Raw genomic sequence first — 21,705 nt, 5'->3', positions numbered from 1 at the left:
CAGCCTTGGGACAGCTTCCCGGGGATCAGCCCGACCGGCGTCGCGGCCCGCTGTACGTCAAGGTCAAGCCTAGCCTATTTTGAATTACTCTGGATAATGCGCCCGCGGAACGGACCCGGCGAACGGATGGGGAATAGAACCCTGCCCGCCGGCGTGATGTCTCAGTGACTGGACTATGACGGATGCCGTTCAGCCCCCCGCAGACATGTCAGGCAGAATATAGGGGATTCCCCCGGAAAGAACCCGTGTACTGCCGGGCATTCCCCACGTCCACGCCGAAAAATTGGAGCCATCGTGAGCGACACCAGCATCACTATCCCCGCCAACCTCCTGCCCAAGGACGGACGGTTCGGCGCCGGGCCTTCAAAGGTCCGCCCGGAACAGATCGAGGCCCTGTCCGCCGCGTCTGCCACGTTGCTGGGTACGTCCCACCGCCAGGCTCCGGTGAAGAACCTCGTGGGATCGGTACGCAACGGCCTCAGCGAATTTTTCCGGGCCCCTGAAGGCTACGAGGTGGTTCTTGGCGTGGGCGGTTCCACCGCGTTCTGGGATGTCGCGGCGTTCGGCCTGGTGGACAGCAAGGCACAGCACCTTTCCTTCGGCGAGTTCGGCTCCAAGTTTGCCTCCGCCACGAACAAGGCTCCGTTCCTGGACGCCTCCACCATCATCAAGGCAGAGCCCGGCACACGCCCCACAGCCCAGGCAGAAGCGGGCGTGGACGTTTACGCCTGGCCGCAGAATGAGACGTCCACGGGTGTGGCAGCCCCGGTCAATCGGGTTGCCGGGGCGGATGAAGGATCCCTGGTCCTGGTGGACGCCACGTCCGCCGCAGGTGGCCTGGATGTGGACGTCTCCGAAGCCGACGTTTACTACTTTGCGCCGCAGAAAAACTTCGCGTCCGACGGCGGGCTGTGGCTGGGCCTGTTCTCCCCTGCCGCCCTCGAGCGTGCAGCGCGGATCAAGGAAAGCGGCCGGTGGATACCGGACTTCCTGGATCTGCAGACAGCCATCGACAACTCCCGCCTGAACCAGACGTACAACACGCCGGCGCTGGCGACCCTGGTGACGCTGGACGCGCAGGTGCAGTGGCTGAACACCAGCGGCGGCCTCGATTTTGCCGCTGCCCGCACCGCCGATTCGGCAGGACGTATCTACTCCTGGGCCGAGGCCTCCGAGTACGCCACACCCTTCGTGGCCAAGGCCGAAGACCGTTCCAACGTGATCGCCACCATCGACTTCGACGACTCGATTGATGCTGCGGCCATCGCCAAGGTCCTCCGCGCCAACGGGATCGTGGACACGGAGCCTTACCGCAAGCTGGGTCGCAACCAGCTTCGCATCGCCACATTCGTTGCGATCGAGCCGGACGACATCTCCGCCCTCCTGTCCAGCATCGACTACGTGGTGGGCGAACTGCGGAAGTAAGGCTTCAGCCGGCGCTGACCGCCTCAGCACTCAAAAGGCGCCGTCCGGGTTTCGATCCCGGGCGGCGCCTTTGTCTTTGGGCTCCTCACGCGGAAACCGCAGCTACAGCCTTGGACCAGCGGGCCGCGGCATTTCAGATGCCAACTGGCTAGTCGGCCTCGCGGAGTGTGTGGCCGGTGTCGGCTTTCGGCTCGTCGTCGGAAACGGGTACGTCAGCCGGCAGGTCCGGGGACGTGTCGTCGGCGGCTGCGTCGTCCGCAGCATCCACGGCGATAGCGTCGACTGCCGCATCGGCGTCCTCAGTATCTACGTCCGCAATCTCGGCGTCCGCAATCTCATCTTCCTGCGCGTCCTCCGGGCGCACCCGTTCAGCCCATGGCACCCACTCCGGTGCAAGGATTGAATCCTCCGAAGGCAGCAGGCCGAGTTCGTTCACCGTGATGACCTTGGAACGCGAATTGCGTGTAAGTACCGCGTACCACTGCCACCCCTGGTATCCGGCCAGCTTGGACTCAAAGAGGTGCGTCACAACACGGTCCCCCTCGGTCTTTGCGCCGAGATGCCGTCCGATCTGTGCGGCCGGGGCGATGCCCTCAACCGCAGTCCGGGCAAAGTCCACGGCAGCAGCCAGCACGGCATCCGGTTTGCCGGTGCGCCATACGGGAACGCCGGCACGCGGCTTTGAGGCCGGCTTAGGGGCGCTCTGCTCAGGTTCGGAAGTCATACGGATGCCTAAGCGTCCAGCTCGTCGGCAACCTTACGGAGGGCGGCTGCAATTGCCTTGGCCTTATTGCCTTCCGGGTACTTTCCGGCGGACAGCGTACCGGACAGGTTGTCCAGCACGGTCACCAGGTCCTGGACAAGGGGCGCCAGATCCTTTGCGCTGGGACGCTTTGCCTTGGCGATGGACGGTGTCTTGTCCAGCACACGCAGCCCGAGGGCCTGCGCGCCCTTGCGGCCGTCAGCCACGCCAAACTCCACCCGGGTGCCGGCCTTGAGCTCCGTTACACCCTCCGGGAGGGCGGACTTGGGCAGGAATACTTCCTGTCCGTCCTCGCCCGCGAGGAATCCGAAGCCTTTTTCCTTGTCATACCACTTGACCTTGCCGGTAGGCACGTAATCAACCTTCTTCGTTCTGGACTTCCTGAGACATGGCCGGCGGCCACCGCATCCGCATTGATATGCGGGTTCAGGGTGTGACTGCCTGGACCATGTTGGTCTGTAACTTCAAGGTTATCCTGCCGGGACCCGGTTTCCCGCTTTGCGGCACGGGCACAGCGGGGCTGTTAGCGTTACTTCCATGACACCCTCCCGCTACCGGCGGCCACTGATGATAGTTGCGGCGGTCGTCGCCGTTTTTTCCCTGGCGGCCGTAGGCGCGGTGATGGCCATAGCCTTTGCCGGCAGCGCCGCCCCGGTGTGGGTGACGTCCTTTGCCCTCTACGGCCTGCCGCTGGCATTCCTCCTGATGATTTTCCTGGTGATCGACGGCGTGGCCGCCCGGCGCCGGGCAGGAAAGTCCGGCGGGCGGTAACGTTGAACTGATGTCCCTTATTCGCGCGCTCAGCAAGGAACTGGAGGCACGCAGCGATGACTCGTTGCGGGCCTTGTTCTCCGCGCGGCCGGACCTCATCTCCCCGAACGTTCCGGACTTCCCGGCCCTTGCGGCCCGGGCCAGCGCGCGGGTCAGCGTGCAACGGGCGCTGGAGCGGCTGAACCGGCCGCAGATGCAGGTCCTGGAAACTCTCCACCTCTGCACCAACACGGATACGGCCCACAGCGCGTCCGCTGCGGGACTGAAGAAATTTATCCACGGCGGGTCGCTGTCCGCCATCGAACGCATCCTGCATTCCCTGGAGGAACTGGCCCTTGTGCACCGCGCCGAACCGCCGCACGGTGCGGCGCTGCCGGCAGGTCCCCGCCAGCGGTTCTATCTTCCGGTGGGGAGCCTCCGGGACGTCGTCGGGATTTATCCGGCAGGGCTGGGCCGGAGCTACACCGAGCTGGTGCGGCTGCAGCCGGCCTTCGCCCAACGCGTGGTGCAGCTCGTGGGCGAATTGCACCACAGCGGTGCCGCCATCCACCCCGCAACCACACCCATGGAAGCGGCCCTGTCGTTGCAGCACTGGACGGCCACCCCGGATGCGCTGAACCGGATCCTCGCTACGGCACCGGACCGGACCACAGCGCTCCTTGCCCGCTTCGGCAACTGGGCCATGGGAGCGGTTCCCCAGGCGCAACGGCGCGCGTCGGTCCTCAACGAAGGCTCCGACGTCGGCCCTGTGGACTGGCTCCTGGCCAGGGGCCTGCTGGTGCCGCTGGACGCCGCGCACGTGGAACTGCCGCACAGTGTGGGCATTTCCCTCCGGGGCGGCGCCGTGATCGAGGACTTCACGCTGTCTCCCCCGGTCCCGAAACTGGGACAGACCACGGCAGCGCGACGGCGTAATGCCGCTTTGGGTGCCATCGCTGAAACACTGCGCCTGACAGGCGAACTCCTCTACAGCGTGCGCGAGCAGCCGCTCATCACGTTGCGGAGCGGCGGCGTCGGGGTCCGCGAGATGAAGCGGCTGGCCGACTCGCTCCGGATCGAACTGCACAGCGCCGGCCTGCTGCTTGAGCTCTGCGCACTGGCGGGCCTGATCCGGCTTGACGTTGACAGCTCGGCGTGGGTCCAGCCCGAGCAGCTGGAGTGGCTCACACTGCCGCGCCAGGAACAGTGGCTGTGGCTGGTCAATGCCTGGCTGGCCAGCGAGCGTGCACCGTCATTGGTGGGCCAGCCCATCACCGGCCCCGGCGCAGGCCCCGCCCAGCATCGGGCGGCTGCCGGCAGCACCATCAACGCACTGTCCGCTGAAGCCCAGCGGCCCGATGCCCCCGTGATCCGGAAACGGATCCTGGAGATCCTCAACGAACTTACGCTTGAGGCCGCGGAGGCGGACGGCAAGGCGCCGGTGCTTGACGCAGCAGCGGTGCTTCAACGGGCCGAGTGGACCCAGCCGCGGATGGCCAGGCGCTTCAGTTCACTGATCCGGGGCGTCCTCGCGGAAGCCGAACTGCTTGGCCTCATCGGTTCGGGGGCCCTCAGCCAGCTGGGCTCGGCCATTGCCGCGGAACGCCCTGATGAGGCCCTGGACATCCTGGGAGAGCACCTTCCGGCCGCGCTCAACCACGTCCTGCTCCAGGCCGATCTCACCGCCGTGGCGCCGGGATACCTGGCGCCTGAGCTGAGCGAGAAGCTCCTCATGATGGCCGACGCCGAGGGCCAGGGGCCGGCTACCATCTACCGCTTCTCGGTGTCCTCGATCCGTCGCGCCCTCGACGCCGGCCACGACGCCGCCAGCGTGTTGGGCTTCCTGCGGGAACATTCGGCCACCGCAGTCCCGCAGCCGCTTGAGTACCTGGTGGAAGACACCGCGGCGCGTCACGGCAGGCTCCGCGTGGGGGTGGCTGCCAGCTTCATCCAGAGCGACGACGAAGACGCCCTGCTGGAGCTGGTCAAGGAATCCAGCGCGTCCGGTCTTGGGCTGGTACGCATCGCACCCACGGTCCTCGTCTCCCGCGCGGGCCCCAAGGAAACAGCCCAGGTTTTGCGGACGCTGGGACTCTCGCCGGCCGTCGAGGAACCGGAGTCAGCGCTGGTCCGGCTGCGCCGCACCACTGCTGTTCCGGGCAGCGGGCGCCCGGTGTACAGCGCGCCGCGGACGGCCCCTCCGGAGGCCGACGTCGACGCCCAGCTGGCGATTCTGCGCAGCCAAAAGACCTCCCACGGCGGGAACGGCAACGGGAGCCACCGCCCGCCGGCCGGAACCACCGGCGAGGAAGCAACCCAACTCGGGCTCGAAACCCTGCAGAAAGCCATCCGGCTCCGGCAGGCGGTGGTGATGAACGTTGTGGACAGCCAAGGGAATTCCAGCAGGGAAACGGTTGTTCCCGTGTCTGTGACCGGAGGACGGGTCAGGGTGTTCGACCCCGCCCGGGAAACCGAGCGAGTGCTCTCCATTCACCGGATCATCGATATTGAGGCGGAAGAGGAATTCCAGCAGTGACCAGCATCCACCCGACCGGCAGCCCAGGGGCGTTGGTGCCGTGAACGACGGCCCCCTGATCGTCCAGAGTGATAAAACGATCCTGCTCGAGGTGGACCATGAGCAGGCAACGGAGGCCAGGCACGCCATCGCCGCCTTCGCAGAGCTTGAGCGCGCGCCGGAGCATGTGCACAGCTACCGCCTCACCCCTCTGGGCCTGTGGAATGCCCGCGCCGCCGGGCTGGACGCCGAGCGCGTACTGGACACCCTCCTGAAGTATTCTCGTTTCCCCGTGCCGCATTCCCTGCTCATCGACATCGAAGAAACCATGTCCCGGTACGGCAGGCTGCGGCTGGAAAAGGATCCGCAGCACGGACTGGTGATGCGGACCAACGATTACCCCGTGCTCGAGGAAGTCTGCCGTGCCAAGAAGATCCAGCCGTTGCTGGGTCCGCGCATCGACGGCGAAACCGTAGTGGTCCACTCCTCGCAGCGGGGGCAACTGAAGCAGCTGCTCCTCAAGATCGGCTGGCCCGCAGAAGACCTGGCCGGATACGTGGACGGCACGCCGCACCCCATCATGCTCAACGAAACCGGCTGGAAGCTCCGGCCGTACCAGAAGCTGGCCACGGAGAACTTCTGGGCCGGCGGCAGCGGCGTCGTCGTACTCCCCTGCGGTGCCGGAAAGACGCTGGTGGGGGCGGCAGCCATGGCTACCAGCTCCACCACCGTGCTGATCCTAGTGACCAACACGGTGTCCGCCCGGCAGTGGAAGGACGAGCTGATCAAGCGGACCTCGCTCACCGCCGACGAGATCGGCGAGTACTCCGGGTCAGTGAAGGAAGTCCGCCCGGTCACCATCGCGACATACCAGGTCCTGACTACCAAGCGCGGCGGAATCTACCCGCACCTGGAACTGGTGGACGGCCACGACTGGGGCCTGATCATCTACGACGAGGTCCACCTGCTGCCGGCACCCATCTTCCGGATGACGGCGGACCTGCAGGCCCGGCGCCGGCTGGGGCTGACGGCAACCCTGGTGCGCGAGGACGGCCGCGAAGGCGAAGTCTTCAGCCTGATCGGACCGAAGCGCTACGACGCCCCGTGGAAGGACATCGAGGCCCAGGGCTACATCGCGCCGGCGGACTGCGTGGAAGTCAGGGTGGACCTGCCGCACGACGAACGTGTTGCATACGCCATGGCCGAGGACGCCGACAAGTACCGGCTGTGCTCCACCTCCGAAACCAAGACCGCCGTGGTGGAACAACTCGTTGAGCAGCACCGGGGCGAGCAACTCCTGGTCATCGGCCAGTACCTGGACCAGCTCGACGAGCTGGGGGAACGGCTGCAGGCTCCCGTGATCAAGGGCGACACGTCCGTGAAGGAGCGCCAGAAGTTGTTTGATGCCTTCCGGGCGGGCGAGGTGCAGACCCTCGTGGTGTCCAAGGTGGCCAACTTCTCCATTGACCTTCCCGAGGCCTCCGTAGCTATCCAGGTGTCCGGCTCGTTCGGTTCCCGGCAGGAAGAAGCCCAGCGCCTGGGCCGCCTGCTGCGCCCCAAAAAGGACGGCCGCGCGGCGCGCTTCTATTCGCTGGTGGCACGGGACACGCTGGACCAGGACTTCGCAGCGAAGCGCCAGCGGTTCCTGGCCGAGCAGGGCTACGCGTACCGGATCATGGATGCCAAGGACGTCGGGCGGAACCCCACGGCCACTTAGCGGACCACCTAAAGCCGAGGCCCATGGGACACACAACATTCATTCAGAAAACTCCCAGATTCTGGGAGCATCATGGGAGATATGAAAAAGAACGGTCCCGAAGCCAAGCTGCTCGTCGTCGATGATGAACCAAACATCCGCGAACTGCTCTCCACGTCGCTGAGGTTCGCAGGCTTTGAGGTCGTCTCGGCCGGCAACGGACGCGACGCCCTCGCCGCCGCCGAACTCCATGCGCCCGACCTTGCCGTGCTTGACGTCATGCTGCCGGACATGGACGGCTTCACTGTGACGCGCCGGCTGCGTGCCGCCGGCAAACACTTCCCCGTCCTCTTCCTCACCGCCAAGGATGACACCGAGGACAAGGTCACCGGCCTCACGGTCGGCGGCGACGACTACGTCACCAAACCCTTCAGCCTGGACGAGGTGGTAGCCCGGATCCGTGCCGTGCTGCGCCGCACCCAGCCCATGGTCGACGACGACGCCGTGATCCGGGTGGATGACCTGGAGCTCGACGACGATGCCCACGAGGTGCGACGCGGCGGAACCGTCATCGAGCTCTCACCGACCGAGTTCAAGCTACTGCGCTACCTCATGCTGAACCCGAACCGGGTCCTGTCCAAGTCCCAGATCCTGGACCACGTGTGGGAATACGACTTCAACGGCGACGCTTCGATTGTTGAGTCCTATATTTCCTACCTGCGCCGCAAGGTTGACATCGATCCCGACGCCCCCGCCCTGATCCAGACCAAGCGCGGGGTGGGCTACGTACTGCGGACAGCAGAGAAGCGCTGACCTTGCTGCACCGTTGGAAGTCGGCCTCACTGCGTTCCCAGCTGGTGGCCATCATGATGGCGCTGATGCTGGTGGCACTCGCCGTGACCGGGTCCGGCACGCTGACTCTCCTGCACAGCTACCTGCAGGGGCAGGTGGACGACAAGCTCAAAGTTGCCGTCAATTCCGTCAAGCAGCAGCAGTCCTTCAGCCAGCTGCTGCAGCAGAATCCGAACATCCCCACGGACTACTCGCTGATGCTCCTGCGACAGGACCAGGAGGCGTTCCCGTTCGGCGGCAGCAAGGATTCGCACCCTGACATCGACAGCCTTTCCCCGGCGGAAGCCAACAGGCTCGATCTGGCCCCCTTCCAGGTCCGCGGTACAGACGGCCGGAACTGGCGCGTCGTGGCGCTGCCCGTGCTGGACGGCAACCAGCGCAACGCCGTCGTGATCATCGGCCTGCCGCTGGCCCCCGTGGATTCCGTCGTGGAACACGCGTCACTGGTGGTCGTCGGAGTGGGCTTCCTGACTTTGGTGCTGGCCTTCTTCATTGCCACCTGGACAGTCTCCAGGTCCTTCCGTCCGTTGGCACGCGTGGAACGCACCGCCGCAGCCATCGCGGCGGGTGACCTTTCCCGCCGCGTCGATGTGGAGAATCCAGCGACGGAAGTGGGCCGGCTGGGCGGCTCCCTTAACGCGATGCTCAGCCATATTGAGTCCGCCTTCGCGGCCAGGCTGGCCTCCGAAGAGCGGATGCGCCGGTTCGCCGCGGACGCATCCCATGAACTCCGAACACCCCTCGTGACAATCCGGGGCTTCTCCGAGCTTTACCGCCAGGGTGCACTCTCGACTGAAGAGGATGTGGCCACGGCGATGGGGCGGATTGAAAGCGAAGCGAAGCGGATGGGCTCCATGGTGGAGGATCTCCTGCTCCTGGCCCGGCTGGACGAGCAACGCCCCCTGCAGCAGAAACCCGCGGACCTGCTTCTTCTCGCCAACGACGCGGTGGTGGACACCCAGGCCAGCGATCGGGACCGGACCATCTCGCTCACGGGCCTCGACGGCGGACCGCCCCTCCCCGCGCCGGTGCTGGGCGATGAGGCGAAGCTGCGCCAGGTGGTGGGTAACCTGGTGGGCAACGCCCTGCGCTATACCCCCGCGGGGACGCCCATTGAGCTCGCAGTGGGCGTGCGGACCGGCGACGCCGGCCAGCGCTTCTCGGTCATCGAGGTGCGCGACCACGGACCCGGGATCTCCGCGGAGGAGGCTCCCCGGATCTTTGAACGCTTCTACCGGGCGGACACGTCCAGGACCCGCGAAACAGGCGGCAGCGGCCTGGGCCTGGCCATCGTGGCTGCCATCGTGGGGTCCCACTCCGGCTTTGTCCGAGTGGAACAGACCGACGGCGGGGGTACCACCATGGTGGTCGGACTTCCGTTCCAGGACCCCGCAGCGGAAGGGGCAGCCACCGCGGTCAATGCCGGCGACACGGGCCATCGGGAGGACGACGGCGGCGAGGTTGTCCACATATAGGCGACGGCTGTAGCGGGGATTTCGGCTGTTTTCCTAGGCTCGACGTAGCGGCCCGGACAGCAGGGCCGTCCGGGGGTTGGCACAAGCTTCCGAACTGCGTCGAAGGGCATAACCATGAGCATCATCTCTGTTGATACCGAACTCCTCCAGCTCAAATCAGCGAACGTCAAGGCCACGGTGGACCGCATCAGCGCGGACGTCCAGGCGATGAAGCGCGGACTCGATGAACTGCAGGGCACCTGGCGCGGATCGGCTGCCACCAACTTCCAGGCGCTGATCACGGAATGGACCCTAACCCAAGGCAAGGTGGAGGCTTCGCTCGCCTCCATCAACCTGGCCCTCACCTCTGCTGCCGCCACGTACGCGCAGGCAGAGCAGGGCAATACCCAGCGGTTCAGCTGAACCGGACTACACCTCCGGTGTTCCCTGGTGGAACCGCAGGCGCCACTGGGTACCGTCGAGCACCCAGAGCGAACTGCGGAGAGAGGATCCCGTCCTGCCCTTGCTGCGGTAGGTCAACAGGACTGCCTCAGCCCCCACCCGGTCAGCACTGATAACGTCCAGTTCGGCTCCACCGCCGGGGCTCTCCTCGAGCGCCATCATCATGGAGTCCCGTGTCCACAGCCGCCCTGACGTGCCGATCTCCGTGAACTCCGGGTGCAGCAGCACTCCTGTACGCCCGATGTCGGCGCGGGTGTCCGGCCGGAGCAACTCCCGCTCCAGTCCTTCAACGATGGCCTCGGGAGCTGCTTCCGGACCGGCCTGCACGGCGAACGGATCAGCATCCAGCTCACTGAAAAGGTCCGGCTCGCTAAAAAGATCGGGCTGACTGCGGCTTCCCGCCATGGTGAGCGACTCCTGGCGCTCAGGCACCCGGGCCGCGGCAGCAGTGGGGACCCCGTCCCCGCGGACGAAACCCGGCCCCGACCGCACTGCAACGCCCTGCTGGTATGCAGTGGCTGCAGCCCGGGCGCGCTCGTCAGCGGCCTCGTTCAGGTCATGGCCGGCGTGACCCCGGACCCATTCAAAGCGGTACCTGCGTCCGGCCAGCGCCTGGTCGATTTCGCGAAGGATCTCCACGTTCAGCACGGGCTTGCCATCGGCCTTGCGCCAGCCCTTGCGCTTCCATCCCGGCATCCATTTGGTGACCGAGTTGATCACGTACTGGCTGTCGCACAGGATGTGCAGTTCCTCATCCGGAAGGTGTGCCGTGCAGCGGAAGAGGTCCAGCACAGCCATCAGCTCGCCCTGGTTGTTGGTGCCATGGGGCCAACCGCCCGCCCGCCAGCAGTCATCGTCCACGTACCAGGCCCATCCGGCCGGACCGGGATTTCCTAAAGCCGAACCGTCGGCTGCTGCAGTAATCGTCACCGCACTATCCTGCCAGACCAGCCTGACATTGTGGTTATGCGGCCCCTGCCGGCCACAACAAAAGTGCGGCCCCCTCGAATCGAGGGAGCCGCACTTGGTGTGCGCGTCAGGCGCGGTAGGGCAGGTTAGAAACCGCCCATGCCGCCCATCTCGTCGCCGCCACCCATGGCCGGAGCGTTCTTCTCCGGCTTGTCTGCCACTACGGCCTCGGTGGTGAGGAACAGGCCCGCGATGGAAGCGGCGTTCTGCAGGGCAGAGCGCGTTACCTTGACGGGGTCGTTGATGCCGGCAGCCAGCAGGTCAACGTACTGTCCGGTTGCAGCGTTGAGGCCGTGGCCTGCAGGCAGGCCGCGGACCTTGTCCACAACAACGCCCGGCTCGAGGCCGGCGTTGAATGCAATCTGCTTCAGCGGTGCGTCGATGGCAACGCGGACGATGTTCGCGCCCGTTGCTTCGTCGCCTTCGAGCTGCAGGTTGGCGAATGCCTTGGCACCGGCCTGGATCAGTGCAACGCCACCACCGGCAACGATGCCTTCTTCAACAGCAGCCTTGGCGTTGCGGACAGCGTCCTCAATGCGGTGCTTGCGTTCCTTGAGCTCAACTTCGGTAGCGGCACCGGCCTTGATGACTGCAACGCCGCCGGCCAGCTTGGCCAGGCGTTCCTGCAGCTTCTCGCGGTCGTAGTCCGAATCGGAGTTTTCGATCTCGGCACGGATCTGGGACACGCGGCCGGCGATCTGGTCGGCGTCGCCGGCACCTTCGACGATGGTGGTCTCGTCCTTGGTGACAACAACCTTGCGTGCCTTGCCCAGGAGTTCGAGGCCGGCGGTCTCAAGCTTGAGGCCGACTTCCTCGGAGATGACCTGGCCACCGGTGAGGATGGCGATGTCAGCGAGCTGCGCCTTGCGGCGGTCGCCGAAGCCCGGCGCCTTGACGGCGACGGACTTGAAGGTGCCACGGATCTTGTTGACGATCAGGGTGGCCAGGGCCTCGCCCTCGATGTCTTCGGCGATGATCAGCAGCGGCTTGCTGGACTGCATGACCTTCTCCAGGACAGCAACCAGTTCCTTGACGTTGGAGATCTTGGAGTTGACGATCAGGATGTACGGATCCTCGAGGACCGTTTCCTGGCGCTCAGCGTCGGTGACGAAGTAAGCGGAGATGTAGCCCTTGTCGAAGCGCATGCCTTCGGTGAGCTCAAGCTCCAGGCCGAAGGTGTTGGACTCCTCGACGGTGATAACACCTTCCTTGCCGACCTTGTCCAGCGCTTCAGCGATCAGCGCGCCGATTTCGTCGTCACCGGCGGAGATTGATGCCGTAGCGGCGATCTCTTCCTTGGTTTCGATTTCCTTGGCGGAGGCGAGCAGTTCGGTGGTGACGGCTTCAACAGCCTTCTCGATGCCGCGCTTGAGGGACAGCGGGTCAGCGCCGGCCGCGACGTTGCGCAGGCCTTCCTTGACCAGGGCCTGCGCCAGCACGGTTGCCGTGGTGGTGCCGTCGCCAGCGACGTCATCCGTCTTCTTGGCAACTTCCTTGACCAGCTCGGCGCCGATCTTCTCGTAGGGATCGTCCAGCTCGATCTCCTTGGCGATGGAAACACCATCGTTGGTGATCGTGGGGGCGCCCCACTTCTTTTCGAGGACGACGTTGCGTCCACGCGGGCCGAGGGTGACCTTGACGGCGTCGGCGAGGATGTTCAGGCCCCGCTCAAGACCGCGGCGTGCCTCTTCATCAAATGCAATGATCTTGGCCATAACGGCAGTAGTCCTTTCGGGACAGTCGTTAAGAATGAACCTTCGCTGCGGTGCCCGCGACGGACGACCCTTCACCGTCGGCCTATGTATGCCGCGCGGATGGGATCTCACCCCAGCAAGGTATTTCTTTCGCTCCTTGTCCTTACTGCTTACTCCGCAACCGGCCGGAACCGGGGCGTCGATTTAGCAGTCAGTCCGTGGGAGTGCTAAATCAATAATTAGCACTCCCCCGGGGAGAGTGCAAGCAGGGACCGCGGGAAATCGTCCGCCTGCGGGCCACACTTCGCTAGGAGCGATCAGCTGCCGGCGCGGGCAGCGGTTTCGCTGCCACTCATCCTGGCCTTGTTGTCCGGGGCATAAGTGAACACCATGTAGTTGGCTGACGTGACGTCCCCGTTGGAATCGAAACCGATCCGGCCGGACTCGCCGTCGTAATCGGCGGGCTTTCCGGCGCTGACAGCCCCAACGCATTCCTTGTAGTTTTTGCACACCGAGGCCGTGTCCGCGGGCTCCCCCACCGCTGCGGACGGCACGGTTCCGCCGGATGTAGCACTCCCGCCGGAGACCGTGATCAGCTTGGCTGCAATGGACGATCCGGCGTCGTCCTGGGCCGCGGCCGCGGCAATGGCCGCCAGGTTCACGGCGTCGTACGTCTCGGCGGCGAACGTCATGTCCTTGAGTTCGGGATCAACGGCCACGAGTTCAGCCTGGAAGTGGGCCGAGGGGAAAACCCCGGGGAGGATGCCGCGGGCGCCATCGAGTGCCTTGGATCCGAGAGCGGAACCATACTGGTTGATGGCACCGTCGCTAAGGATCAGCTTCTTGCCGGCAAGGGCAGCGTTGTTGAGTTCCGCGATTGCGCCCTGGGCCCCGGAGCGCGCCACCAGGATGACGGCGTCCGGGCCTGCTGCCTTAGCGGCCGCCGCTGCCTGTTGTGCCTGGCCCGGCGTGAATTGGACGTCTGCCACGATGCCAAGACCGGCCGTCCTGGCGGCGGCTGCCACGGCCACTGAGACGTCCTTGCCGTAGCTGCCTTCCTCGTGCATCACCGCCATTGTCCGCGCACCGCCCTCCTTGGCCAGCTTGACCAGAACGGGGGCCTGGGCCACGTCGGCTGCCGAGGTGCGGAAGTAGTACCCGCCGCTCCTGTACCGCGAGAGTCCGTGCGCGGCGTTCGCCGGAGAAATGACTGCCACCTTGGCGCGAGCCAGGACATCAATCGCCCCTGGAGCGCGGCTCGAGTCAGTGGGACCGATGACTACATCCGCCTTCGCGGCCACGAGTTCCTTGGCCAAGGCAGTAGTGTCCTCGCCGATTTCCTCGGGGAGCAGTTCCACCGGTCGCCCTTTGTGGCCCCCTGCGGCGTTGATCTCCGCGACGGCGAGCCTGGCCGCCGCGAGCTGCGAGGAATTCAGGAACGACTGCTTGCCCGTATTGTCCAGGATCAGGCCGATGCGCAGCGTGCCGTCGCCGCCGGCATCAACGGTGTCGACACGCGCGTTTCCGGTCTGGCCAGAGCAGCCGGCCAGCACCAGCGCCGTGCTCGCGGCCAGCACGGCAGCGGAGAATCGCCGCCGCACTCCCCTGGAGGGGCCGGGGGTCGCTGTGCCGTGCGCTGCCGCGAGAGGAAGCATCAGGCCGGCCGGACGTTCTCTGCCTGGGGACCCTTTTCGCCCTCGCCGACCTCGAACTGGACACGCTGCCCTTCGTCCAGGGCCCTGTAGCCCTCACCCTCGATGGCCGACCAGTGGACGAAGACGTCGTCGCCGGAGCCGTCCACGGTGACGAAGCCGTAGCCTTTTTCGGCGTTGAACCATTTGACGGTTCCCAATGCCATGTTGCCCACACTTTCCGGTTGCTTCTGCACGGCCCACGTCACTGTGCGCCGTCGGGACGGTCCGCGCGTCAGGCACGGCATCCGGAATCACTCTAGCTATTGCCGTTGCCGGGCGCAGGACCGAGGCCTGCGAGCCACTAATAGTTATTCAGGCGTAACCGGATCCTTACTGGAAGCCGGGCCCGAGAACCACTACGACGGGCTGCTGGAAATCGGCGGAGTCCACCAGAGCTGTGATGTTCAGGAGCTCGCCCAACGCCTCGGCGTTGGCCTTTTGCTCGGCTCCGCTGTAGTAGATCACGGATGACTGCTGCGGCATTCCGCCCCAGTTGCCCACCGGCCCCAGTGTCCAGCCATCCGCCGAAACGGTGCTGCTCACCCGGCCCGCCAGTCCTGCGGTGGTGGTCCCGTTGTACACGGCCACAGGCTGGGACTTGTCCACAGCCGGTGCCTCTTCGTCGGGAGCGGTGGAGGGAGTACCGCTGTTCGCGAGGGCTTCAGTGGCAGCGGGAGTTGCACTTGGCTCCGCGCTGGGCTCGGCGCTTTGGGACGCGGTGCTCTCCGGCGTCTCTGCGGAAGGGGAAGCGGAGGGGCTTTCCAGGGCAGACCCCGCCGCCAGAAGCGGGCTGCCGGAGGGCGCGAATCCCAGCTTGGGCAGGAACAGGAAGGCAACAACGCCGATGGCGAGAGCCAGAACGCCGACAGCCAGAATGGGCGCCAGCCGCCGCCGGGGAGCATCGGAAGCGACCCGGTGGACACCCTGTCGTGAGGAGGTCTCCGGGACCCTGTCGAATTCATCCCGAGCGTATTTGGTCATGTAAAAACTGTCCTTGCTGGTACTTGCCGGTACTTGCTGATTGCCCAGCCCTGACTCCTACGCGTCAGAGCCCAAACGGCGCGCCGTGCGCGCCCGCTGGCGTGACGTACGTAGTCTACGCAACCGCTTCACGAGCATGGGGTCGTGCGCCAGGGCGTCCTCGGTATCAATCAGGGTGTTGAGGATCTGGTAATAGTGGGTGGCTGAGAGGTCGAACAGCTCCCGGATGGCCTGCTCCTTGGCCCCCGCATACTTCCACCACTGGCGCTCCAGCCCCAGCATCTGCTGGTCCCGCTCGCTGAGCCGTGAGCCCGGCTGCAGGGCAGGCAGAAGGTTCGTGGTTTCCGTGGTTTGGCTGGCGGCATCCGCAAGTGACAGCTCATCGCGCACAGGTTCGGCCACGGCAAACTCCTTCACTTGATCCGGTCAAAGTCTCTTTCAATGGTACGGGCGAATAACACCCCTGTCATTTACGCCGTGTGACGCGCCGAGGGTGGCGCGGCCAACACTGCGAGAATGGACACGTGTTTGATTCTGAAGCTTTGTTCGAGCTGGAGCCGGCTGCGGGTGCTGCTCCGGGTTTCGCTGAGATGGCACAGATGCCGTTGGAGGAGTTGGTGGCTGCCGACTGGGCCGCCGCCCTTGCGCCTGTCGAAGCGGAGCTGCGCAGTGTCCTGGAGTTCCTGGCAGCTGAAGTGGCGGCCGGGCACCCGGTACTTCCGGCGCCGTCGAACGTATTGCGCGCCTTCCGGCGGCCCCTGGCTGACGTCAGGGTACTGATCGTGGGCCAGGATCCCTACCCGACGCCGGGCCACCCCATTGGGCTGTCCTTCGCAGTTGAAGGGCACACCCGGCCCATTCCGCGCAGCCTGGCGAACATCTACAAGGAACTTGAAGCGGACCTGGGCTTTCCGGCCCGTATCCACGGTGACCTGTCGCGATGGGCGGAGCAAGGAGTGCTCCTGCTGAACCGGGTCCTCACAGTCCGCGCCGGCGCGGCGGGATCCCACCGCGGCAAGGGATGGGAACCCATCACGACGGCGGCCATCGCCGCCGTAGCCGGACGGCTTGCCGCCGACGGCAGCCCCGTCCCGCTCGTGGCGGTCCTCTGGGGCAAGGATGCGGAGAGCATTCGCCCCTTGCTGGGGAACGCTCCAGTGCTGGCCAGCGCCCATCCCAGCCCGTTGTCAGCCTCGCGGGGATTCTTCGGCTCCCGCCCATTCAGCAGGGCCAACGAAATCCTCCGGTCGCAGGGCGCCGAGCCGGTTCTCTGGGAGCTGCCCCCAGTTTCTTAGCCTATCCTTACTTCCATGACTTCACTGCCCGCTGCCACTTCCGCCAGTCGAAAATCGCGCCCCCAGACGAATCTCACGGTCCTCCGGCGCGAGGAACTCTCACCCCACATGGTGCGCATCGTTGCCGGCGGCGAGGGCTTTTCCAGCTACGTGAACAACGATTACGTTGACCGCTACGTGAAGATCGCGTTTCCCCAGCCGGACGTCGAATACCCGCTGCCCCTGGACCTCTGGGCCGTCCGGGAGTCCATGCCGCGCGAAAAATGGCCGCACACCCGGACTTACACGGTGCGGTGGGTCGATGAAGAAAAGCGTGAGCTGGCCATCGACTTTGTGATCCACGGCGACGAGGGCCTGGCGGGCCCGTGGGCGGCCAAGGCACAGCCGGGCGACAGCCTGGTGTTCACCGGGCCGGGCGGTGGCTACAACCCTGACCGGGCCGCCGACTGGCACCTCTTTGCCGGTGACGAGGCCGCGCTGCCGGCCATCGCCGCCGCCATCGAGTCCTTGCCGCAGGGTGCCCGCGGCCTCGCGTTCCTGGAAGTGGACAGCGACGCCGAGATCCAGCCCATAGCCGCTCCGGCCGGGCTGCAGATCCGCTGGCTGCCGCGAGACGGCGTTCCGGCCGGAAACAGCGAACTGCTCATCAGCGCCGTCCGGGATGCCGAATGGCCGGGCGGCCGCGTGCACGTATTCGCCCACGGCGAGCGAGGCTACATGAAGTCCCTCCGGGAGGTCCTTTTCCGTGAGCGCGGCCTTGAGCGGGGGCAGGTATCGCTTTCCGGGTACTGGGCCTACGGGCGCGTGGAAGACGACTTCCAGGCCGAAAAGAAGCTCCCCATCGGACAGATCTAACGGAGTACCCGGCAGTCCGTCGTCGATGTCCGTCCGTGACAGTCCGCCCGGCTGGCCGCACCCGCTAGCGGCGGCGGGCGCGGCGGCGTTCGTTGCTGGCCAGGCTGCGGGTCAGCGGACGGGCCAGGGTGTCGCCCAGGACGATTCCGGCCGCGACGCCGAGAACGATCGCCCCTGCGTTCAGCATGCCCCCGGCACCCAACAGAATTTCCGATTCCTCAATCGTCAACACATACATGGAACGGAATATGGTGAGTCCGGGCAACAGGATCAGTGCGGCGGGAACAGCAACCACCAACTGCGGGGCGCCCATCCGCAGCGCCACCACGCGGCCGAGCAAGCCGATAACCACCGCGGCCAGAGCCGGAGAAAAGCGCGGACCGATTCCCAGCGCCTCTCCCCCGATGAGGACCAGGTAGCCTATGACGCCCACCGCCGCCGTGGGGAGGAGAAGCTTCCAGCTCGTCTGTTCGGTAATCCCGATCGCAACCACGGCGATGGCAACCAGGATTCCAACTGCCCACCACGGATACGCCGGCGGGAAGGTTTTAGTTACGTCGATCGGCTCCATGCCGGTCATTGCCACCACCACGAAGCCGACGGCGATGCCGGACACCAGTGCGCCGAACGTCAGGATGGTCGACAGGAAACGGCCCGCCGCCGTGACCGGGAACCCGTTGATGGCATCCTGTACCGACGAGACGAGGCGTCCGGTCGGGAGCAGCAGCAGGATTCCGCCCACCACCACAATCTCGGGGGCGATCTGTATCCCCACCGGACCGCCGAAACGCGACAGCAGCAGGGCGATGAAGGTGACCAGGAAGGCGCAGGACGCGGTAATAAAGAAGTCCGGCGTGCGCCATCGGCCCAGTTGCCGGGCCAGCAGGCTGACCAGCAGGTTGGAGCCGAAGGCAACCGCGGACGCTCCGAGCCCGCCGCCGAGCACACCGACGAAGACGGCGGCGAACACTGCAAACGCGACCGTCACCATCCAGCGCGGGAACGGCTTGGAACTTCGGACGATTTCGTCCAGCCGGCGCACAGCTTCATCGCGTCCCACACCGCCTGCCACGATGTCCGTGACCAGCTGATGCACCTGGGCCAGGCCCGCATAGTTGTTGGTCCAGGACCGCACCACCCGCAGCAGCGTGATGGGCGTCTGGTCCTTGGGAGCGTAGTTGATGGCTACGGACTGGTTGGTGATGTCCACTTCGATGTGTTTCAGTCCCAGGGCGGCGGTGATCGCGATGATGCTGGTTTCCACTTCCAGGGCGCCGGCGCCGTACCGGAACATGGACTCGGCAAGGTGGAGAGCGAAGTCGATGGTTTTGCGCGCGGACGTGTCCACTCCCCCGACCTGGATCATGGGGTTGGCGTACGGGCTGCCCGCCAGCCTGTCCACGATGCTCATGGGGGCCGTGGGCGGGCTTTCGCTCTGAACCAGCCTGCGGAGCATGCGCTTGGCGGCGGCGTTCTGCCGTATCTGGGACGCGGTGAGTGGTTCGGTCGGGGGCAGGGCCCCCGTGGGCGGCCTGCGGCGACCGTCCGGTGCTTTGGTCATTGCGGCCTCCTCAAGGGCATCACAAGTCTTTTAGTAGAACTGCTGGCCGGTGCGGCGCGTGTACAGCTGGCGCGCCACGCGTTCGCCGGCGGCCATCCAGGCCTTGTACTTCAGCGGGCTGATCACTTGGTCGTAGCAGCCTACGAAGTCGGTCACGGTCTTGCTGAAACTCGTCTTGAACAGGCCCAGTCCGTGGAACGGGTTGGAGGTGTCCTTGAGTTTGTCGCTCGGCGGCGTGCCGCAGAAATCGTATTCGGTGCACCCAAGTTCCTTGACCTGGTTGATCGCCGTCCATTGAACCAGATGGGAGTCCCCGTACTGGCTGCGCTTCTGGAGCGACCCGCCGTCTTTGTACGTCCCCTTCCGCCCATAGTTGATCACGAAGGCACCCACTGAAGGGACCCCGTTCTCGTAGACGAAGAGCAGCCGGCCCTGGCCGCGCTCGATGAAGTTGGTCCAGAACTTCCGGTAATACTCGTATTCCCGGACCCTGACCTGTGACTTTGCTTCCACCGTGGTGGTCATCAGGCCATACATTGCCCGGAAGTTGTCCTCGGTGGGCTCCGCGTCGTGGACTTCGACGCCCTCCCGGATGGCCCGGCGGACAGCGTTACGTCCCCTGGAATGGAGGTTCCGCAACAGCTGGTTCTCTTCCGGCGCAATGTCCAGCAGCGCCGTGGAGTCGTTGGGCTGCAGGTTGTGGGTCTTGACGAAGCCGGCGCCCTCGATCACCCGTTTGGCATCTTCGGAGAGGATGATGTCGGGCTCGATCTTGATGGCGAATACGCCGAGTTTTGCACGCCTGACGAACTCGGCGTTTGCCGCCGCGATTCCCGGGATGTCCTCCACTGATTCCACGTCCGGCCCCTTGATGAGGTACCAGAGCTTGCCGAGGACCGGGAAGGACTTCTCCAGCACCAGGTTGTAGCTCGTGTAGTCAGCGGTCTCGTAGACAAGGTAGAGGGGCTTCCAGCCGAAGTGTTGCTTGACCTGGGCGAAGGCCTCGGACTGAAGCAGGTTTCCGCCGTTCGGGTTCGCGGTGACGTGGGTGTCCCAGTTGGCGACCTCCTCGGCGGAGGCAAAGCGGGCGGTAAATTCTCGCAAGTGCGCGGTGTCCAATCTTTGCGGGCGGTGCGTCGACTGCATGCCGGGCATGCAATCCATAAGTCTATCGGCCCTCCCTAGGAGCACGCTTACCGGGCACCTTCCCGCGGGGCAGCCTCAGAGCCGGACCTGCTCCATGGACTCGAGCCGTACCGCCATGGGTTCCTTGCCCCCGGAGCGCTGGCTTTTGACAAGCCGATCCCCGTTTTCCAGTCTGGCAAGGCTCAGCCCGGTCAGCTCGGCGATCTGCCGAACCGGGACCTGGAAGGTGCGGAAGGGGCCAAGCGGGGGCGGTTCATCAGCCAGGAGCCGTTCCCGGATAGCTTTCTTAAGCTCCACTTTCCCCAGCATCGGCGACTGGTCCAGCAGGAAGCCCGCGGAAGCGAGCTTTCCGTCCATAGTCCAGGCGGCCACCTTCCAGAACTTCCTGGGAATCTGGACACCCCGGTATGGCAGGTCGTCCTCCGCAAGCACGGGGCCGGTGAAGACGCTGAGCTTGGCATCGTTGAGATCGGCATGGTTGAGCATGTGGTCCTCCAGCCCTACCCACAGCTCCTTGCCCTGGTTGAAGTCGTCGATTTGGGGCGCAGCGTTGGTGAACGCGAACGTGTCCTGGTTGGCCGCCCGGGCCGTGGCGTCGTCGCCCCAGACCGGATCCAGCCGGCGCACCAGATGCCCGCGGTCGAACGCGTTGTTTTTGTACACGTCCGGGCCTGCCTGGTGCTCCTTCAAAATCCGGGGGTCGAAATGCCAGGTGCCCTGCCGTGGCAGCGGGACAAGCTCCCGCCCGTGAATGTTGACCCCGACGACGGCGGCGAGTTTGCGCGCGGTGCGCAGCCGGACCGAAAAGTGAATGTAGTCAAGCAGAACCGTTGCTGCCGGTGGACTGGGCAGCTCAACGCGCGCCCGCAGAAAGTCCCGGTCATATCCCCCACTCATAGCTCCATAGTGGCACTGCGTCCTGAGTGTGAATAGGTCCTGAGTGTGAATAGATAGGACTATGAACAGACAGGGTGTGTACGGGTCCCAGCATGGCTCCGAAAGCCACCGTCCCGGCGTACAGGTGCTGGGACTGGCGGTGTTCCTGGGAGCTTCCTCGCTGGTCGCCTGGCTGGGCGCGTTCGCCACGGTAAGCAACGTCAACGGCTGGTACGTGGCCGCGGACAAGGCGCCGTGGTCACCGCCCAACTGGGTGTTCGGCCCGGTCTGGACGCTGCTCTACATCGCCATGGCAGTGGCCGCTTGGCTCGTCTGGCGCCGCCGTGCCGAACGCACCACACCGGCACTGGTTGCCTACGGAATCCAGCTGCTGCTGAATCTGCTGTGGACGCCGGTGTTCTTCGGCCTCTACCCGGTGATGGGCACGGCGGCACTCTGGCTGGGCTTCGCCGTCATCATCGCCCTGACAGTTGCCGTGACCGTAACCGTGCTGTTCTTCGGCCCCATCAGCCGTGCCGCCGGCCTTTTGCTGCTGCCCTACATCTCCTGGCTGGTGTTCGCCGCCAGTTTGAACCTGTGGGCGGCGCTGCACAACTGAGTCAGCACTCCACGACGTTTACGGCGAGGCCGCCCATGGCGGTTTCCTTGTATTTGGAGGACATGTCCTTGCCTGTTTCGCGCATGGTCACGATCACC

Annotated in this window: 21 protein-coding genes; 10 read left to right on the top strand and 11 right to left on the bottom strand. The window is 65.4% G+C overall.

Features of this window, described 5'->3' with window-relative positions; all coding sequences use genetic code 11:
- Positions 1-294: 294 nt before the first annotated feature.
- Positions 295-1,425, top strand: a complete 1,131-nt coding sequence (gene serC, locus J2805_RS13650) for a phosphoserine transaminase (protein ID WP_309977068.1) — start codon at positions 295-297, stop codon at positions 1,423-1,425.
- Between the two features lie 148 nt (positions 1,426-1,573).
- On the opposite strand, the gene J2805_RS13645 is transcribed toward serC, so the two are convergent.
- Both J2805_RS13645 and J2805_RS13640 read right to left on the bottom strand, forming a co-directional pair.
- Positions 1,574-2,149: a DUF3027 domain-containing protein gene (locus J2805_RS13645; RefSeq protein WP_309977066.1), complete on the bottom strand. Its 576-nt coding sequence runs from the start codon at positions 2,147-2,149 to the stop codon at positions 1,574-1,576.
- An 8-nt stretch (positions 2,150-2,157) separates the two neighbouring features.
- Positions 2,158-2,541: a cold-shock protein gene (locus J2805_RS13640; RefSeq protein WP_011690655.1), complete on the bottom strand. Its 384-nt coding sequence runs from the start codon at positions 2,539-2,541 to the stop codon at positions 2,158-2,160.
- Between the two features lie 184 nt (positions 2,542-2,725).
- Here J2805_RS13640 and J2805_RS13635 point away from each other — a divergent pair, with 184 nt between their 5' ends.
- The 6 genes from J2805_RS13635 (at position 2,726) to J2805_RS13610 (ending at position 9,878) form a co-directional block, all read left to right on the top strand.
- Entirely contained in the window at positions 2,726-2,959 is a 234-nt protein-coding gene (locus tag J2805_RS13635; protein ID WP_309977062.1) for a hypothetical protein, read from the top strand.
- A 10-nt stretch (positions 2,960-2,969) separates the two neighbouring features.
- Entirely contained in the window at positions 2,970-5,474 is a 2,505-nt protein-coding gene (locus J2805_RS13630; RefSeq protein ID WP_309977060.1) for a helicase-associated domain-containing protein, read from the top strand.
- A gap of 40 nt (positions 5,475-5,514) precedes the next feature.
- The gene (locus J2805_RS13625) at positions 5,515-7,170 is read left to right on the top strand and encodes a DNA repair helicase XPB (RefSeq protein ID WP_309977058.1); all 1,656 of its coding nucleotides are present in this window, start codon (positions 5,515-5,517) and stop codon (positions 7,168-7,170) included.
- A gap of 81 nt (positions 7,171-7,251) precedes the next feature.
- Positions 7,252-7,962 (top strand): response regulator transcription factor, encoded by a 711-nt coding sequence (locus J2805_RS13620; protein ID WP_307049284.1) that lies wholly within the window; start codon positions 7,252-7,254, stop codon positions 7,960-7,962.
- Between the two features lie 2 nt (positions 7,963-7,964).
- Positions 7,965-9,476 carry a sensor histidine kinase gene (locus tag J2805_RS13615; protein WP_309977056.1) on the top strand — a complete coding sequence of 504 codons (1,512 nt, stop codon included), beginning with the start codon at positions 7,965-7,967 and terminating at the stop codon, positions 9,474-9,476.
- Between the two features lie 114 nt (positions 9,477-9,590).
- The gene (locus J2805_RS13610; protein ID WP_309977054.1) at positions 9,591-9,878 is read left to right on the top strand and encodes a WXG100 family type VII secretion target; all 288 of its coding nucleotides are present in this window, start codon (positions 9,591-9,593) and stop codon (positions 9,876-9,878) included.
- Between the two features lie 6 nt (positions 9,879-9,884).
- On the opposite strand, the gene J2805_RS13605 is transcribed toward J2805_RS13610, so the two are convergent.
- From J2805_RS13605 to J2805_RS13580, 6 genes are all read right to left on the bottom strand, one after another.
- On the bottom strand, positions 9,885-10,847 hold the full coding sequence (locus J2805_RS13605) for a ribonuclease HI family protein (RefSeq protein WP_309977052.1): 963 nt from the start codon (positions 10,845-10,847) through the stop codon (positions 9,885-9,887).
- Between the two features lie 125 nt (positions 10,848-10,972).
- A complete protein-coding gene (gene groL, locus J2805_RS13600) occupies positions 10,973-12,601 on the bottom strand; it encodes a chaperonin GroEL (RefSeq protein ID WP_028271321.1) in 1,629 nt (542 codons plus the stop codon).
- Positions 12,602-12,897: 296 nt separating this feature from the next.
- Positions 12,898-14,235 (bottom strand): ABC transporter substrate-binding protein, encoded by a 1,338-nt coding sequence (locus J2805_RS13595; RefSeq protein ID WP_309977050.1) that lies wholly within the window; start codon positions 14,233-14,235, stop codon positions 12,898-12,900.
- Entirely contained in the window at positions 14,235-14,438 is a 204-nt protein-coding gene (locus J2805_RS13590; protein WP_309977048.1) for a cold-shock protein, read from the bottom strand. The genes J2805_RS13595 and J2805_RS13590 overlap by 1 nt, the downstream gene beginning before the upstream one ends.
- Before the next feature lie 166 nt (positions 14,439-14,604).
- Positions 14,605-15,255 (bottom strand): LytR C-terminal domain-containing protein, encoded by a 651-nt coding sequence (locus J2805_RS13585; protein WP_309977046.1) that lies wholly within the window; start codon positions 15,253-15,255, stop codon positions 14,605-14,607.
- A 57-nt stretch (positions 15,256-15,312) separates the two neighbouring features.
- The gene (locus tag J2805_RS13580; protein ID WP_309977565.1) at positions 15,313-15,585 is read right to left on the bottom strand and encodes a DUF3263 domain-containing protein; all 273 of its coding nucleotides are present in this window, start codon (positions 15,583-15,585) and stop codon (positions 15,313-15,315) included.
- A 194-nt stretch (positions 15,586-15,779) separates the two neighbouring features.
- Here J2805_RS13580 and J2805_RS13575 point away from each other — a divergent pair, with 194 nt between their 5' ends.
- The gene (locus J2805_RS13575; RefSeq protein WP_309977044.1) at positions 15,780-16,550 is read left to right on the top strand and encodes a uracil-DNA glycosylase; all 771 of its coding nucleotides are present in this window, start codon (positions 15,780-15,782) and stop codon (positions 16,548-16,550) included.
- Between the two features lie 15 nt (positions 16,551-16,565).
- Positions 16,566-17,405 carry a siderophore-interacting protein gene (locus J2805_RS13570; RefSeq protein WP_309977042.1) on the top strand — a complete coding sequence of 280 codons (840 nt, stop codon included), beginning with the start codon at positions 16,566-16,568 and terminating at the stop codon, positions 17,403-17,405.
- Positions 17,406-17,469: 64 nt separating this feature from the next.
- Here the strand turns inward: J2805_RS13570 and J2805_RS13565 are convergent, their stop codons facing one another.
- The 3 genes from J2805_RS13565 to J2805_RS13555 form a co-directional block, all read right to left on the bottom strand.
- Entirely contained in the window at positions 17,470-18,966 is a 1,497-nt protein-coding gene (locus J2805_RS13565) for a threonine/serine exporter family protein (RefSeq protein WP_309977040.1), read from the bottom strand.
- 30 nt (positions 18,967-18,996) lie between these two features.
- A complete protein-coding gene (locus J2805_RS13560) occupies positions 18,997-20,070 on the bottom strand; it encodes a lipid II:glycine glycyltransferase FemX (protein ID WP_309977038.1) in 1,074 nt (357 codons plus the stop codon).
- A gap of 117 nt (positions 20,071-20,187) precedes the next feature.
- Positions 20,188-21,009 carry a DNA/RNA non-specific endonuclease gene (locus tag J2805_RS13555; RefSeq protein WP_309977036.1) on the bottom strand — a complete coding sequence of 274 codons (822 nt, stop codon included), beginning with the start codon at positions 21,007-21,009 and terminating at the stop codon, positions 20,188-20,190.
- A 61-nt stretch (positions 21,010-21,070) separates the two neighbouring features.
- Between J2805_RS13555 and J2805_RS13550 the strand changes: the two genes are divergently transcribed.
- Positions 21,071-21,607 carry a TspO/MBR family protein gene (locus tag J2805_RS13550; RefSeq protein ID WP_309977034.1) on the top strand — a complete coding sequence of 179 codons (537 nt, stop codon included), beginning with the start codon at positions 21,071-21,073 and terminating at the stop codon, positions 21,605-21,607.
- Positions 21,608-21,705 lie beyond the last annotated feature (98 nt).

Origin of the sequence: Arthrobacter oryzae, from assembly GCF_031454875.1 — a bacterium.
GTDB lineage: Bacteria > Actinomycetota > Actinomycetes > Actinomycetales > Micrococcaceae > Arthrobacter > Arthrobacter oryzae_D.
This window is presented reverse-complemented; position numbering and strand designations above follow the sequence as displayed.